This window comes from Mycobacterium sp. pW045 (genome assembly GCF_041287085.1).
In the GTDB taxonomy this organism is placed as follows: domain Bacteria; phylum Actinomycetota; class Actinomycetes; order Mycobacteriales; family Mycobacteriaceae; genus Mycobacterium; species Mycobacterium algericum_A.
In genome coordinates this window covers 261,261-276,448 of record NZ_JBGGKU010000001.1, presented here as the reverse complement: position 1 = coordinate 276,448, position 15,188 = coordinate 261,261, and the positions used below count along the sequence as shown (strand labels likewise).

Below are 15,188 nucleotides of genomic sequence, written 5' to 3'. Positions count from 1 at the left end.
GCTACAGCTTTCCGGCGACGAAGCCCGCGGCCTCGTTGACCATCCCTGATGAGATATAGGCGCTGGCCAGGTGCTGCGGCCAATTCTCCTGCCAGGTATTCGGGTCGGCGGGGTTGCAGATCGGGTCGGCGCCATGACACTGCTCGATGGTCCGATCGTTGTAGATCGGGCTGAAGTTCGTGATGGGACCGACCCATTGACTGCCGTTGCCGAACAGTGCGACCGCCGCGATGTGCTCGTCGGCACCCGGAGGCAGGGGATTGGTGAAGCCGAACGCCGAGAAGGGGACGGCGAGCACCACGTCGGTGACTGCGGCGCCCAGTGAGTAGCCCCCCGGCACGATGCGGGTATTCGGGCACCCGTTGATCGTGTTCTGGATGCGGGCGCTCATGTCGTTGGCGCCCTGGTCGATCTGATTGTCAGCGGGGTAGTTCACCGCATACAGACTGACGTTCTTGGAGGTCTTGGCGCGCAGCGCGCTGACGAACGCGTTGCCGACCGCGCCGGCCCCGGGCGATTCCAAACGCCCACGGGCGAACACCACTTCGACGTCGGGGCAGGCCGCGCTGGCCGGGGCAACCGCGCCGGGCGCCCCGGCGGGGATCACGACGGGGGCGGTCAGCAGCGCTGCCGCCAGCACAGTGACCCGACTTGTGAGTCGCAATCGGCGGGCCGAGGAATCGCTCACGAAGTGGATAGTAGTGGTCCGCCGACCCACTGTCGCCACCGGCTCGGGCTCGGTCGACGTACCTGGTCCAGCGGTGGCGTCGCGCCGCCTCAGCTGCCCCGCGACTCTTCGAGATACGCCGCCAGCGCGTTGGTCAGTCCGCGGCGGGCCTCCTCGAGATCGGCGTACGAGCCCAGCTGGCGCTCGGAGACCAACCCGCGCATCGCACCCGGAATGAGAGCGGCCACCTCACGCACCCGCTGTGGATCGACCCCCAGGCCGGCGAACGCACTGTGGCAGGTCTGCAGCCAGCTTCTGCCCCAGGAGAACAACTCCGCCGCGGTGCGCGGGTACAACCGTTCCAGCTCACCGTGGTCGCGCGGGAGCGCGGCGCGCAGGTTCTCGATCGCCCGCGAGTCCTGTGACGCCAACCCGTCATAGAGCGTGTCGATGATCGCGGCGACCCGATCGCGCAGCGGCGCATTCGTCTTCACACCTGCGAATGCCGACATCGCCGCATCCCGGCGTTCGGCGGTCCGGTGCAGCACCGCCGCCCAGAAGCCGTCGACGTCGCCGAACTGATACTGCACCGCACCCCAGGTGGCGCCGCTCTCCTTGGCGATCCGGCTCGCCGACACCGCGCCCGGGTCGCCGGTGGCCAGTGAGCGCACCGCGGCGTCGAGCATCGCCTCGCGGGTCGCCAGCCCCCGCTTATTGCTGCGCCGCGGCGCCGGTTGCGTCATCCCGGGAATCCTAGCAACGTTTCCATAGCACCCCCTATGATTCTGGTGCGGGCCGAACTATGCTGCGGAAGTCGGCTCGGTCGAGGCATCGGAGAGAGGACATCTGCGCATGGCTAAACCGCCGCTGTCGATGAAGCCGACCGGCTGGTTTCAGGTCGCCTGGTCCGACGAGATCGGTGTCGGCGAGGTGCACAGCATGAAGTACTTCGATCAGGAGATGGTCGCCTGGCGTGCCGAATCCGGCCAGCTCACCGTGATGAACGCCTACTGCGAGCATCTCGGGGCGCACCTGGGCTACGGCGGCACCGTCTGCGGCGAGGTGCTGCAGTGCCCGTTTCACGGCTGGCAGTGGAACTCCCAGGGCCGCAACGTCTGTATCCCCTACCAGGACAAGCCCAACCGCGGCCGGCGGATCGGCACCTACCCGGTCGTCGAGCGCAACGAGTCGGTCTACATCTGGCATGACGTAGACCGACGCGAGCCGTATTTCGACCCGCCCGATGTGTTCGCCAGCTTCGATGACCGCACCGCCGCCGACTATTACCCGCAGCAGCGGCTTTTCCGGCAGTCTCTCGAGATGCACCCGCAGTATGTGCTCGAGAACGGGGTGGATTTCGCCCACTTCAAATACGTGCACCGCACCCCGATCGTGCCGGTGTTCACCCGCCACGACTTCGCCGAACCGGTGTCCTACGTGGACTTCACCATCACCTTCGAGGGTGACGACGGCCAGCGGATCGAAGATGTCAACAGTGGGGTGGAGGCCATCAACGGCGGCCTGGGCATCGCGGTGACCAAGAGTTGGGGCATGATCGACAACCGCACCATCTCGGCGATCACCCCCGTCGACGATTCCACCTCCGACGTGCGTTTCATGGTCTACATCGGCCGCTCGCCGGCCGGCGGTTCAGCGAGGCTCGACGGAGGAGAGGCGAAGCTGGGACCGCCGCATGAACCCGGCGATCCCGGCCGCGCCGAGGCCCGTGCGGGTGAGTTCGGGCGGGAAGTGATCCGCCAATTCGAACAGGACATCCACATCTGGTCGCACCAGCGCTATTCGGACCCGCCGGCCCTGGCCAGCGCCGAATACGAGGGCTTCACCGCAATCCGGCAGTGGGCCAAGCAGTTCTATCCCGATGGCATCGGCGGCAGTGCTGCCGAGGTCGCTGAAGCCACGGCCCAGAAAGGCTCATCCACATGACCGCATCCGACGCACCGATCCGCGTGTTCCAGGTCGCCACCGGCAATGTCGGTACCGAGATGATCAAGCGGATCGCGCCCCGCCCCGATCTCGAACTTGTTGGCGTGCATTGCTATTCACCCGACAAGATCGGCAAGGACGCCGGCGAGCTGGCCGGAACCTCGCCCAACGGGGTGATAGCGACCGGGACCGTCGAGGAGATCATCGCCGCCAAACCGGATGTGGTGACCTTCCACGGCGTGTTCCCCGACGAGGACCTCTACGTCAAGGTTCTGGAGGCGGGCATCAACATCGTCACCACCGCGGACTGGATCACCGGCTGGCACCGGGACCACAACCACCCGCACCCGTCGGGGAAGCCGGTGACACAACTGCTGGCCGAGGCGTGCGAAAAGGGCGGGTCAACCTTCTACGGCACCGGGATGAACCCGGGTCTCAACCAGATACTGGGCGTGGTCGCTGCGGCCGACGTCGCCGAGATCGAGAACGTCACCACCATCGAATCGGTCGACGTGTCATGCCATCACTCCAAGGAAACCTGGATCGAGGTCGGCTACGGCCAGCCGGCCGATGATCCGGAGATCCCGGCCAAGTTGGAGAAGTTCACCCGCGTCTTCGCAGACAGCGTGCTGATGATGGCCGACTGCTTCGACCTGACGCTCGACGAGGTCACTTTCGGCTACGAGCTGGGAGTGTGCACCAAAGACGTCGACCTGGGCTGGTACACCCTGCCCAAGGGTTCGTTGGGCGGCAACTACATCAAGTACCAGGGCATGGTCGGCGGTGTGCCCCGCGTCGAAACGCACCTGGAATGGCAGATGACCCCGTACACCGAACCGAACTGGAAGATCAAGGGCTGCTACATCACCCGGGTCACCGGCGATCCGTGCGTGTACAACAAGCACATGATCTTGCCGAAGCCCGGCGTCGACCTGTCCGACCCGGACAACTTCGCCTCGATCGGGATGACCGTGACCGGACTGCCCGCACTCAACGCGATCAGTTCGGTGGTGGCCGCCCGTCCGGGCCTGTTGACCAGTGCCGACCTACCGTTGCGGGGTTTCGCCGGCCGCTTCAAACTCTGATCGGCCAGGGCGGCCGAGCGTTAGGGACGCGCCGGTGTCCCCGCCGAACCGCCCGCCGTAGCCGACGAATCGGGCAGCGGCGTGCCGGAACTGCCTTCGGGCAGCGGCGTGCCGGAGCTGCCAGCGGGCGGTGAAGCCGGCGCCGGATTGGCGGGGCGCGATGACGGGCCTTGAGCCGGAGCCGGCGCCCGATGGCTACCGCCGGTTGCGGGGGACTGCGATCCGACTCCGGCCGGAGCCTGCGGCTGCGGCGCGGCCGGCCGGGACTGCGGTTGCGGCGCCGGAACCATCCACCGGATCAGGTCGGCGCCGCCGGCCTGATACACCATGCTGTTCGGCGCGTCGCCGGTGACGTCGAAATAGACCTTTCCGCTGGTCTTCTGGCCCTGGGTCAGGCCGGTCGGCACGATGCCCTGCGGAGTGGGCACGGTGAACAGCGACTGGTAATTCTGACCGCTGGCCGAGCGGGCACTGAGGTTGGCGACGATCGGGAACACCGTGCCCTGGATCGCCTCGTCGGTGGCGGTGGCCTCCCACAGCGTGCCGCGGGGTTCGTACGGGATGGCATCCGAGCTGGGCCGTAGGTTGGTGACCGTCCAGCCGTGCACTCCGGGACCCTCCGGCACCGTGCCCTGGGTGCCGAGCGGGTGAGTGGCCGGGGCCGGCTCGTCAGCGGCGGCGATTCCGGTGCTGAATGCACCGGCGGCGGCCAATGCTCCGGCTGCCAGGACGGTCGAGATGGACTTCATGTGGTCTGACTCCTCGGTTCGGCGGCATCCCGGTGATTGGTACTCAAGTACGGAATCCTAACGGGCCGCCGACCGGGCCGCCCCGGAAACGAGTCCGGCCCGGCCCCGCGGAAGCGGAGGCCGGGCCGGATGAACGACCTATGGCGCGGTCAGTTCGACCCGGTCACGTTGCTCGTGCCGCTGGCCGCCGGCGCACCCGGGGCCGGAAGCGGCGTGCCCTGGTTTCCACCCGAAGCCGTCGCGCCGCCCGCGTCGCTGCCGTGCGAGCCGGCCGCGGCCGGGCTTTCCGCCCCTGCGGTCGAGGCGCCGGGCGTCTCGGCGGGAAGCGGCGTGCCGGAGCTGCCGGCCGCCGCCGGGGTGTTGGCCGGAGCGGACGCCTCGGGGGTGCCCGCCGAGGTCGGCGTCTCCGAGCCGCTCGCCGCTGCCGGGGTGCCCTCGGTGCTTCCCGTGGTCGCGGGCGTGCCGTCGGCCTCGGCCGGCAGCGGGGTGCCCTGGCTGCCCGAGTTCAGCGGCGTGCCCTGGCTGCCGGTGGCCGACGGGGCGCTCTCGCTGCCGGTGGTCTGGTTGCCGGCAGGCGCCGGGGTGGTCTGGCTGCCCGACTGCGCCGGCTTACCGTTGCTGGCCGCAGGGTTGCGCTGCGAGCCGGCCGCCGGGGCCGACGAACCGCCGCTGGCCGGTGCCGCCTGGACCCAGATCAGCTGGTCCTTGCCGGCGAACTGGTAGACCGCGCTGTTGGGCGCGTCGCCGGTGACGTCGAAGTACACCTTGCCGGTGGTCTTCTGGCCCTGCGCCAGGTTCGAGGGGTTCACACCCTGCGGGGTGGCGACACCGAACAGCGCGGGGTAGGTCTGACCGCTGGGCGACCGGGCGCCGAGGTTGGCGACGACCGGGGTGACGGTGCCCTGGATGGCGACGTCGGTGGCGGTGGCCTCCCACAGCGTGCCGCGCGGCTGGTAGGGGATGGCGTCGGAGCTGGGCCGCAGGTCGCTGATGGTCCAGCCCTGGATGACCCCGCCGTTGTCGATGGTGGCCTGGCTTCCGATCGGGTGGGTGGTAGGAGTGACGTCACCGGCGTCGGCGCCGGCGGTTGCGACGCTGAGGGCGCCTGCCGCGGCCAATGCTCCCGCTGCTGCGACGGCAGTAGTGATCAACTTCATTTTTGGTTGACTCCTCGGTTCGACTGGATTTCGGGGGTTGTGCAGTCCAGACCGGGATCTTAACGGATTTGACCTTGTTGTTTGCTTGTGTCTCAGAGTTGCGGCACATCTCGTTGCGTCGGCGCGGTACGGCCGGTCAGGAATGCGAACTCCACCAGGAATAGAACTGCTCCAGGCTCGGGGTGCTGTGTTCGGTGCGCAGCACCGCCATCATCAGGGGGGCATCGTTGGTCCACACCAGCGTGGGCGAGCCCTGCCGCGTACCGCACAACAGCATTCCGCTCGGTTTGTCTGGTGTAGCTGTCCGGTGCCACGCCCCCGGCGACTGGATCCGGCCCGGACAGGTGACGACGTTGGTGGCCTGCACGGTGTTGTCGAAACTCAGCCGCAATGTGCCCGCATTCGGGAACAGCGAGTAGGTTGCCGAGGGCGGGCCGTCCACATCGACGTTGCGGCCGCAGGTCACCTCCGCGATGGCGCCGCCCATCGGCGTGGTCGACGTGCAGGCGTCCTGCGGATAACCGGCGGGCAGCAGTTTGAGCAACCGCGCCTGGGCTTCGGCGTTCGACAGCGGCGATGCGGGCTCACTGGCGGCGGCGGCGGACTCCGGCAGGTTGCTGTCGGCGGCGAAGTCATCGGAACCCGACCGGTTCGTCAGCCAGCTGATCAGCCCCACGACCACTGCCAGCGCCGCGGCAAGACGCAGCAGATTCTTGCGTTTAGCGGGATCGCGATAGGCGGGCACCGGTCGCGGCGAGCTGAACCAGTCATGGTCGGGGGTCGAGATGCGCGGAATGCTCGGCTGTCCGGCGGCGCGGACGTCGGCACCTGATGGTTCCGGTGCCGGCGCGGGTTCGCTCTCCGGTGTGGCCGGCGCGGTGGGCGGCGGGGTGCTCGGTTGGGTCGCGCCCCGTGACACCGGCGGGGCGGGCGGCACCGGCGGGGCGGGTGGCACCGGACCTGCCGGCGACGTCGCGGTCGGTGCCGCCGGGGGTGTCGGTTGTTCGGGCGGCTGCGCAGGGGGGACCACTGGCGGCGCGCTCGGCTTCGGTTGCTCGATCAACGGCGGGGTGGATTGTTGACTGGCCTCGTAGATCTGCAGCGCCCGGTGCTGATCGGGCGCACCGAGCGCTTGATAGGCCGCGGTCGCCAGTTCGGCGGCGCTGCCATAGCGCTCCTGGGGATCCTTGGCCATGCCCTTGGCGATCACCGCATCAAAGGTGGGCGGGATGGTGGACCCGGCATGGCTGGGCCGCGGAATGGGCTTGGTCTGATGAGCATTGGCCAGCATCTTGACGCTGTCGGCCCGGTACGGCGGTGAGCCGGTCAAAGACTGGTAGAGCACGCACGCCAGCGAGTAGACATCGACGCCCGGGCCGAAGTCACCGCCGGAGAACAGCTCCGGCGCCGAGTACTTCCAGCGAGCGCCCGCGTGGTCGGCGTCACCGGCGTCCGCCCCGGGCGCCCCGGCGATGCCGAAGTCCACCAGGTAGACGAAGTCGTCACCGGTCAGCAGGATGTTCCGCGGTTTGACGCCGCGGTGGATCACGCCGGCGGCGTGCGCGGCATCGAGCGCCGAGGCAGCCTGCCATACGATATTGACCGCGCGCGACGGCGGCAGCACCCCGGTGCGTTTCAGCAGCGCGGAAAGGTCGGCGCCGTGGACCAGGGGCATGTCGATGAAGACCTCGCCGTCCAGTTCGCCGTAATCGCGGACCGGTACCACGTGCGGTTCCTGAACCCGCCCGACGGTCAGCGCCTCACGCTGCAACCACTCCCGGAACGCCGGGTCGCGCCCCAACACCGGTGCGAGCAGTTTGAGCGCGGCGGGGCGATCCTTCTGCGTGTCGACGGCTTCGTAAACCTCGCCGGTGGGGCCGCGGCCCAGCAGGCGTTTGAGGAGGTAGCGCCCAACACGTGACCCAGCCCGCGAACCCGGCGCGGTCCCGACCATCATCGACTCCTCAAGCAGACCCGTGAACACCGACCACCGAACCGGCGGTTGATGACATTGCTGCCAATAATTTCACCATTGAATCTGGCGGCTATCAGCCGGTCGCACCAACCTGCCCCGAGACGGGGTCTCGGGTCACCGGCTGGTCAGGTTGCTGATCGTCAGGATCTCCAGGTTGCGGTAGGCGCGCCCGGTGGGCTGCACCAGATCGTGGAACCAGACCTGCGGCTCCGCGGCGTAGGGGCTGTCCCAGGAGTCCCACGGCAGGTAGGTCTGCGTTCGCCCGGCGACGAAACCCCAGTTGTAGGCGCCCACATTGTGGCGCTTCATGATCGGCAGAATGCCGTCGATGGTGTTGCCCTTGGTGCGCGCCAGATACTCGGTGCACATCATCGGCCGGCCCAGCGGGGCGAGCTCGGCGATCCGCTCACTGAACGCCGCCGGCTTGTCATAGGAGTGGAACGTGATGATGTCGGAGCTGTTCAGTTGGGTGTTGACGATCGTGCTGCCCTGCCGCGAGCCCTCCCAGATGCCACTGGTCAGCGGCTGACGAGCGTCGACCGCGCGCGCCCAACTGAAGACCTGGGGAAGCAGGTCGCTGATGAGCTCGAGTTTGTCGGAGCGCTCGACGCTGCTGTACTCCCGAGCCATATTGTCCGGCTCGTTCCACAGGTCCCAGGCCAGAATCCGTTCGTCGTAGCGGAACTGGGTCATCACGCCGGTGACGTAGTCATAGAGGGTGCGGTAGTAGTTGCGGTCACCGAGCCGCTCGGCGCCGGGGCTCTGCACCCACCGCGAGTTGTGGATACCGGGCCGGGGCGCAAGCTGCTGGCCCGCCTTGGGGTGCGGGTCCCAGCAGGAATCGAACAGTACGAACATCGGCTTGATCCGGCGCCGGGCCGCGACCGAGACGAACTGGGCCAGCCGGTACTGAAAGCCTTTACGGTCGGCCGCCCAGAGCTGGTCGTGCAGGAACACCCGCACGGTGTTGAACCCCGCCGAGCGGGCCCAGCCCAGCTCGGCGTCGATGCGCCGCAGGTCGAAGGTCCCGGGCTGAAACATCTCGAGCTGGTTGACGGCGGTCGAGGTGATGTAGTTGGAGCCGACGGGCCAGCCCTGCGCCTGATACCAGCGATTGGCCCGGTCGATCGACCACCGGCCGGCGTCGGCACCGGCCCGCGGGATCCGGCTCAGGGCGGGACCCGCCGCCAACAGGAGCGGCAGCCCCAGTGCCGTTCGACGCTTCACGCAGTGACCATAGCGCCCGGCTCGCCGGTGCGGCCGGTGGCTGTCCGGCCTGTCGCCGGGCAAATCGGGCGCGCGTCACAGATGCATCCGCGGCCACCTACACTCATCGAAACTTCTCCGTCCGAGTCGCGTTGCCGGGAGGCCGACTATGTCGCAGCACCTACAGGACAAAGTTGTCGTCGTCACCGGCGCCGGCGGTGGGTTCGGCAAACTGATCGCCGAGAAGTGCGCCGCCGGCGGTGCCCGTGTGGTCGGCGTGGACATCGGCGCCGAGAACCTCGCCGCGGTCTTCGACGGCATCCGCGCCGCCGGGCTGTCGGGCACCCACCACATCGCCGACGTCACCGACATGGGGCAGATGAAAGCCGCCGTGGAGCACGCCGTGCAGACCTTCGGGGCGGTGGACGTCATCGTCAACAACGCCGGGGTGATGCCGTTGGCCTACTTCGCCGACCACGACAAAGCCTGGCAGCAGTGGCACCGCGCCATCGACATCAATATCAAGGGCGTGGTGAACGGGATCTCGGCCGTCTACGACCAGATGATCGCCCAGGGCCGGGGCCACGTCGTCAACATCTCCTCGATCTACGGCAACGCCGGAGTGGCCGGTTCCGGGGTCTACAGCGCGACCAAGGCCGCGGTCACCGTGCTCTCGGACTCCTTGCGCAGCGAGGCCAAGGGCAAGATCAAGGTGACCACGGTCAAACCGACCGGCGTGCTCGGCACCAATCTCGGCAGCGGGGTGGTCAACGGCGCGGCGATCATGGGCATCGTCGGTTCGCGTGCCGAGAACTACATGCAGTCGATGACCGCATTTGCCAACGGCACCCTGGCGGCCGAGCAGACCGACGTCGACTCGGTGAAGTACTGGCTGATCACCCCCGACGACCTCGCGGCGGCCGTGGTCGCAGTGATCGACCAGCCGTGGGGGATCAGCATCAGTGACATCACTGTGCGGGCAAGCGGCGAAGACTACATCTACTGACACCGAGGCGGCCGTCACGATGTATCCCGGTGCTCATGCGGCGGCCACGCCGGACAAGCCGGCGATCATCGTCGCCGACACCGCGGAGACCCTCACCTACGGCCAACTCGACACCCGCTCGCTGCGGTTCGCCCGCCACCTCTACGACGTCGGGGTCCGGCCGGGCGATCATATCGCGGTGCTCTCCGACAACCAGCCGCGCGCATTGGAGATCTACTGGGCCGCTATGCGTTCCGGGCTCTACATCACGTTCCTCAACGCGCACCTGACCGCCGGGGAAGTCGCCTACATCGTCGACGACTGTGACGCGCAGACGTTGGTGATCGCCGAGAAGTATGCCGATATCGCCGGTGCGGTGATCGCCCGGACACCCCGAGTCGCTCGCCGGATCGCACTCGGCCTCGTCGACGGATTCGACGACTACGAGACGGTGGTGGCGGCCGCCTCGGCGCAACCGTTGCCGGCGCAACCGTGCGGTGCGGACATGCTGTACTCGTCGGGGACAACCGGGTTCCCCAAGGGGATCGAGGTGCCGTTGCCCCGCCGTGGCGTCGACGAGCCCGGCGACCGGATAACGGGATTGTTCGCGCCGCCGATGGGCCTGGATTCCGATTCGGTCTACCTGTCGCCGGCCCCGATCTACCACTCGGCCCCGCTGCGGTTCATGGCCATGGCGCACCGGGTCGGTGCCACCGTGGTGATGATGCGACGTTTCGACGCCGCCGACGCGTTGCGGTTCATCGAGCGCTACCGGGTCACCCACAGTCAATGGGTGCCGACCATGTTCGTCCGGATGCTCCGGCTCGACCGGCGCCTTCGTGACTCCCATGACCTGTCGTCGCAACGCTGCGCGGTACATGGCGCCGCGCCCTGCCCGGTGGAGGTCAAACGCGCCATGATCGACTGGTGGGGGCCGATTCTGCTGGAGTATTACTCGTCCACCGAAGCCGCCGGCACCACCATCATCGACAGTCATGACTGGCTGCGACATCCCGGGTCGGTCGGCAAACCGGTACTGGGCGTTGCCCACATCTGCGACGACACCGGCGAGGAGGTGGCGACCGGAGAACCTGGCACCGTCTACTTCGAACGCGACGCGGTGCCGTTCGAGTACCACAACGACCCGCAGCGCACCGCCGAAACCCGCCACCGCAACCATCCGAACTGGACCACCACCGGTGACGTCGGATACCTCGACGCCGAGGGTTACTTGTATCTCACCGACCGTAAGTCGTTCACGATCATCTCCGGTGGGGTCAACATCTACCCGCAGGAGATCGAGAACGCGCTGGCACTGCACCCGGCGGTGCTGGATGTGGCCGTTATCGGTGTCCCCGATGAGGAGATGGGGCAGTCGGTGCTGGCGGTGGTCCACCCGGCCGCCGAAGCCGGCCCGCGCGACGAGTTGACCGCAGCGCTCGATCGGTTCCTGCGGGAGCGGCTGGCGCACTACAAGGTGCCCCGCCGCTACGAATTCAGCACGGACCTGCCGCGAACACCCACCGGCAAGCTGGTCAAGGGACGACTGCAGGAGCGTTATGCCTGACTGGGATTCGCCGGCGTTCACCGCAGCCGAGGTGGCCCGCTATCACGACGCCGGGTGGTGGTCGCAGACCACGCTGTCGGATGCAGTCCGCCGCAACGCGCAACGTTTCCCGGGTCGCGCCGCCTACGTCGACCATCCCGGCGCGGAACTGACGTGGCGGGAGTTCGACGCGGCGGCGGACACCCTGGCGGCCAGGCTAGCCGGCGCAGGAGTGTCGCCGGGTGACCGTATCGCGGTCTGGCATGGCGATTCCGCAGCCATCCATGTGCTGTTCGTGGCTATCGAGCGGTGCGGCGCGGTGGTGGTGGGCATCGGTGCGCGTGCCGGGATCCGAGAGGTGACGGCAATCCTGGCCGCAGCCCGGGCCGAGCTGCTGATCACCGACGAGCCGCGTCGGGCGGCCGCGGCCGACCTCGAGATCGACACGGTGCACATCGATGCGCTGAACGCCGCCGCCGAAATCAGGGCGCCGGGGCCGCAACTCGGCGCCGACGACGTCTTTTTGATCAACTCCACCTCCGGTACCACCGGGCTGCCCAAGTGCGTCGTGCACACCCAGAACCGGTGGCACTACTTCCATCAGCTGGCCGTCGCCAACGGTCAGCTGAGCGGCGATGACGTCTTTCTGCCGATCATTCCGACCCCGTTCGGTTTCGGGCTCTGGACCAGCCACACCACCCCGATCCACCTCGGTACCACGGCGATCCTGCTGGACCGGTTCACTGCCGCGGCGACCTGCGCTGCCATCGCCGAACACCGCGTCAGCGTGTTGTGTTGTGTCAGCACGCAATTGACGATGATGATGGCCGATCCGGCGAGTCGGGAGTTCGACCTGAGCTCGCTGCGGGTGGTGTTCACCGGCGGCGAGGCGTTGCCCTACCGGCCGGCCGCGGAGTTCGAGGAACTCACCGGGGCGACGATCCTGCAGTTCTACGGTTCCAACGAGACCGGCCTGCTCAGCGCGACCACCCTCGACGACCCCCTGGAGCGGCGGCTGCGCACCGGGGGACGGATCGTTCCGGAGATGGCGGTCCGACTCTTCGGGGGCGAGGACGGCGACACCGACGTGACCGACAGCGGTCGTGGCCAACCCGCCTGCCGGGGACCGGCCACCAGCCTCGGTTATCTGGGCGGTGTCGATCACGACAAACTGTTCACCGCGGACGGCTGGATGCGCATGGGTGACATCTGCGAGATCGACGCCGACGGCTACCTGAGCGTCACCGGCCGGACATCGGACTTCATCCTGCGGGGCGGCAAGAACATCAGCGCCGCACAGGTCGAGGACGCCGTCATGACCCACCCGGCGATCGCGGTGGCCGCCGCGGTGCCGATGCCCGACGAGGTGTTCGGCGAGAAGGTGTGCGTGTTCGCCGAACTCGCAGACGCGAAAGTCGCCGGCACCGGCAACCTGGAATTGCCCGAGCTCGTCGAGCATCTGCTGGCCTTGGGGGTGTCGAAAGAGCTACTGCCCGAGCGTTTCGTCATCGTCGACGAACTGCCGCGGTCCTCCGGGGGCAAGATCGCCAAAGGGCAGCTGCGGCAACAGACCCGCGGCTACTCGTAGCCCTCGTAGACCTGCGACGGGCCGTCGGGCGTGATGCGATAGCCCACCGTCGCGATGTGTACGTCGCCGACCGGGTCGAGCTCGCGGTAGCCGCCGAACAGTTCGACGTCGTCGTCCTGCAGGCCTACCCGGAAGCCACCCCACAGGTAGGGAACCGGGAACCACAGCTGCTTTCCCGGCAGCTCGTGCAGCACCCCGACCGGGGGATAACGGAACATCTGTCGCAGATCGACGCCGCGGAACAGTTGCTGGATCAAATCGTCGATGATTCCGGTGAGCTGGGTGTCGAGCGCCGCGATTCGATCGCGGTCCAGCGGCGCCGCCGGGGGCTCGAGTACCCCCAACAGCTCGGCAGGCCGGTGATGCTCCACGGCGATGTCGTAGGCGGTACGACCAGCGGCGTCGGGTTGGCTGCGCAGCGCGCCCCGCTCGATCAGCCATGACGCGACGTCCGGGGACGCCCCGTGCCAGCCGGCCTGATGCAGTACGGTCAGCCAGGTCTTGCCGCCGGGACGCCACGCCTTGACGTCGACCACGTGGTCACCGCGGTCGAGTTCGCGAACCACCTTGCGCCACTTACCTCGCTTGGCGGCGTCGGCCAGATACAACGCGGCCTGCGCCTGCCGGTTGCCCAGCAGTGAGCGGTCCATCACGCCCGGCCACAGCGGCGCGTTGTTTCGGATCTCGGCGTAGGTCGTCACCGGGTCATCATCTCGCGAGCGCGACCGCGCCGCATTACGGGTACTCGTCGGTGTCGAGGAGTTCCTCGGGATGGTGCAGGTGGTTGATTCGGGGCGGGCCGGTGCCGTCGGTCCAGCCCAGTCGGCCTTGGTTGGTGACGGTGGTGCGGAGGTCGCCGCGGGTGGCGGCGCCGTGGTCGAAGCCGCAGCAGAAGAACAGTTCGTCAGGGTTGGTTTGGCCGCCGTGTGCCCAGGGGTTGGCGTGGTGGACTTCGCAGTGGTAGCCGGGTTCGGGGCAGTTCGGCCGAGTGCAGCCGCGGTCGCGGGCATGGCAGATGATGCGGTGATCCATGGTGGCGATGCGTTTGCTGCGGCCGAGGTAGAGGGGCCGGTTGGAGTGGTCCTCGAAGACGGCGAGGTAGTGGATGGAGTTCGCGGCCATGCGGATCAGGTCGCGCATGGGTAAGCGGCTGCCGCCGCCGGTGCGGCCGGGGGCGGGCATGGGGATGTCGGGGTTGGTCGTGGCATGGATGGCTTGGTCGAGTTCGGCGAGTGTGGTGGTGACGATCACGGTGACCGGAACGCCGCGGTGGGTGCCCATGGCGCCGGATTCGGTGGCGTGGCGCAGCGCAAGTTTGAGGGCGTCGTGAGCGCGCTGCCCGGACGTCCGAACGTCGCGTTGTTCGGGGGCCTCGGGTTGGCGATGGCCGGGGCGGACCGCGGCGATGATGGGCTCGAGGTAGGCCCGTATTTCGGGGTCGATGCAGCCGGTGAGCCGACTCATGCCGTCGGGGCCTTGGCGGCCCAGCACGAGGTTGCGGCGCCGTGCCCGATCCTCGTCGGAGAAGTTCCCATCGGGATTGACGTTGGCGGCGATGCGGTGGCCGACGGCGGTGACGAACTTGGCGTCTTGCTCGCCGGCGTGGCGGACCAGGGTGCGCTCGGCCCTCTCCCGGTCGGCGGAGGCGACCTTGGCGGGCAGTTCATCGAGGGCGCGGGTGATCGCGGTGATGTGGTCGTCGCCGATCCGCCCGGCTGCCACGGCAGCGCCGACTTCGGCGAGTTCGGCCGGTACCGGGGGACCGGTCAGGTTGCGTCGCGGCCGGATTCGCGCGGCGAGGCAGAACCGGCGCCGGATCTCGGCACGGGTGATGCGCAATCGGGACCACAGCAGGTCGCTGACCTTGGTGTCGGCGGGCATCCGGGGGTCGTCGGGTCCGTCGGCAGGGTCGGCGATCTCACCGAACATGCGGTAGGAAAGACCGCGATTGAGGCGGTGCTGCGTTTCGAGGCGTTCGGCGATCTCGACGCGAAACGCATTGCCCACGATGTCGGTGTCGGTGGCCCGCAACCGTGCCTGCACCTCGTCGATCAGCGCCAGGTCCGCGCGGATCGCCGCGCGGGCCGCCGCCGCGGGCGGCAGGATCTGATCGGGATCGGACATGCCTCCAACGTATCGAACAGATGTGCGATTTCTCCGGTCGTGTGGCGAGTTGTGGATAGCCCGGCCGACTGTGGACAAAGTGTCGGAACCGCCCGGCCGCAACGCGGTCGGTGGCGTGGCACAGTGCGCCGTGTCCGCGACTCGTCAGCGGCGTTCGGTAGG

The 15,188-nt window shown here is 68.2% G+C and carries 13 protein-coding genes; 5 read left to right on the top strand and 8 right to left on the bottom strand.

The features are described 5' to 3' along the window. Position 1 precedes the first annotated feature (1 nt). Together ACAG20_RS01310 and ACAG20_RS01305 are read right to left on the bottom strand one after the other, a co-directional pair. Positions 2-688 (bottom strand): cutinase family protein, encoded by a 687-nt coding sequence (locus ACAG20_RS01310; RefSeq protein WP_370491246.1) that lies wholly within the window; start codon positions 686-688, stop codon positions 2-4. Between the two features lie 89 nt (positions 689-777). Continuing rightward, entirely contained in the window at positions 778-1,410 is a 633-nt protein-coding gene (locus ACAG20_RS01305; protein ID WP_370491245.1) for a TetR/AcrR family transcriptional regulator, read from the bottom strand. A 109-nt stretch (positions 1,411-1,519) separates the two neighbouring features. Here ACAG20_RS01305 and ACAG20_RS01300 point away from each other — a divergent pair, with 109 nt between their 5' ends. Continuing rightward, a complete protein-coding gene (locus ACAG20_RS01300; RefSeq protein WP_370491244.1) occupies positions 1,520-2,611 on the top strand; it encodes a Rieske 2Fe-2S domain-containing protein in 1,092 nt (363 codons plus the stop codon). Then, positions 2,608-3,696, top strand: coding sequence for a dihydrodipicolinate reductase (locus ACAG20_RS01295; protein WP_370491243.1), 1,089 nt, complete (start codon positions 2,608-2,610; stop codon positions 3,694-3,696). Before ACAG20_RS01300 ends, ACAG20_RS01295 begins: the two co-directional genes overlap by 4 nt. Positions 3,697-3,716: 20 nt before the next feature. Here ACAG20_RS01295 and ACAG20_RS01290 read toward each other — a convergent pair whose 3' ends face one another. The 4 genes from ACAG20_RS01290 to ACAG20_RS01275 all read right to left on the bottom strand — a co-directional run bounded on the left by ACAG20_RS01290 (position 3,717) and on the right by ACAG20_RS01275 (position 8,804). Next, complete coding sequence (locus ACAG20_RS01290) at positions 3,717-4,445, bottom strand: MPT63 family protein (RefSeq protein WP_370491242.1); 729 nt, start codon at positions 4,443-4,445, stop codon at positions 3,717-3,719. 149 nt (positions 4,446-4,594) lie between these two features. After that, positions 4,595-5,602: a DUF1942 domain-containing protein gene (locus ACAG20_RS01285; RefSeq protein ID WP_370491241.1), complete on the bottom strand. Its 1,008-nt coding sequence runs from the start codon at positions 5,600-5,602 to the stop codon at positions 4,595-4,597. 136 nt (positions 5,603-5,738) lie between these two features. Then, entirely contained in the window at positions 5,739-7,556 is a 1,818-nt protein-coding gene (locus ACAG20_RS01280; RefSeq protein ID WP_370491240.1) for a serine/threonine-protein kinase, read from the bottom strand. 135 nt (positions 7,557-7,691) lie between these two features. Continuing rightward, on the bottom strand, positions 7,692-8,804 hold the full coding sequence (locus ACAG20_RS01275; RefSeq protein ID WP_112687572.1) for a cellulase family glycosylhydrolase: 1,113 nt from the start codon (positions 8,802-8,804) through the stop codon (positions 7,692-7,694). Positions 8,805-8,952: 148 nt separating this feature from the next. Here ACAG20_RS01275 and ACAG20_RS01270 point away from each other — a divergent pair, with 148 nt between their 5' ends. From ACAG20_RS01270 to ACAG20_RS01260, 3 genes are read left to right on the top strand one after another with little or no spacing between them, the layout of a single operon-like run. Further along, positions 8,953-9,789 carry an SDR family oxidoreductase gene (locus ACAG20_RS01270; protein WP_370491239.1) on the top strand — a complete coding sequence of 279 codons (837 nt, stop codon included), beginning with the start codon at positions 8,953-8,955 and terminating at the stop codon, positions 9,787-9,789. 19 nt (positions 9,790-9,808) lie between these two features. Next, entirely contained in the window at positions 9,809-11,335 is a 1,527-nt protein-coding gene (locus ACAG20_RS01265) for an acyl-CoA synthetase (protein WP_370491238.1), read from the top strand. Beyond that, positions 11,328-12,902: an AMP-binding protein gene (locus tag ACAG20_RS01260; protein ID WP_370491237.1), complete on the top strand. Its 1,575-nt coding sequence runs from the start codon at positions 11,328-11,330 to the stop codon at positions 12,900-12,902. Before ACAG20_RS01265 ends, ACAG20_RS01260 begins: the two co-directional genes overlap by 8 nt. On the opposite strand, the gene ACAG20_RS01255 is transcribed toward ACAG20_RS01260, so the two are convergent. Together ACAG20_RS01255 and ACAG20_RS01250 are read right to left on the bottom strand one after the other, a co-directional pair. Beyond that, entirely contained in the window at positions 12,893-13,603 is a 711-nt protein-coding gene (locus tag ACAG20_RS01255; protein ID WP_370491236.1) for an ankryin, read from the bottom strand. The genes ACAG20_RS01260 and ACAG20_RS01255 overlap by 10 nt on opposite strands. 34 nt (positions 13,604-13,637) lie before the next feature. Then, complete coding sequence (locus ACAG20_RS01250; protein WP_370491235.1) at positions 13,638-15,026, bottom strand: DUF222 domain-containing protein; 1,389 nt, start codon at positions 15,024-15,026, stop codon at positions 13,638-13,640. Positions 15,027-15,188 lie beyond the last annotated feature (162 nt).

Coding starts and splice junctions, on each gene's coding strand:
- ACAG20_RS01285 (WP_370491241.1), bottom strand. CDS start 5,602: ATGAAGTTGATCACTACTGCCGTCGCAGCAGCGGGAGCATTGGCCGCG.
- ACAG20_RS01295 (WP_370491243.1), top strand. CDS start 2,608: ATGACCGCATCCGACGCACCGATCCGCGTGTTCCAGGTCGCCACCGGC.
- ACAG20_RS01300 (WP_370491244.1), top strand. CDS start 1,520: ATGGCTAAACCGCCGCTGTCGATGAAGCCGACCGGCTGGTTTCAGGTC.
- ACAG20_RS01270 (WP_370491239.1), top strand. CDS start 8,953: ATGTCGCAGCACCTACAGGACAAAGTTGTCGTCGTCACCGGCGCCGGC.
- ACAG20_RS01265 (WP_370491238.1), top strand. CDS start 9,809: ATGTATCCCGGTGCTCATGCGGCGGCCACGCCGGACAAGCCGGCGATC.
- ACAG20_RS01250 (WP_370491235.1), bottom strand. CDS start 15,026: ATGTCCGATCCCGATCAGATCCTGCCGCCCGCGGCGGCGGCCCGCGCG.
- ACAG20_RS01290 (WP_370491242.1), bottom strand. CDS start 4,445: ATGAAGTCCATCTCGACCGTCCTGGCAGCCGGAGCATTGGCCGCCGCC.
- ACAG20_RS01280 (WP_370491240.1), bottom strand. CDS start 7,556: ATGGTCGGGACCGCGCCGGGTTCGCGGGCTGGGTCACGTGTTGGGCGC.
- ACAG20_RS01305 (WP_370491245.1), bottom strand. CDS start 1,410: ATGACGCAACCGGCGCCGCGGCGCAGCAATAAGCGGGGGCTGGCGACC.
- ACAG20_RS01260 (WP_370491237.1), top strand. CDS start 11,328: ATGCCTGACTGGGATTCGCCGGCGTTCACCGCAGCCGAGGTGGCCCGC.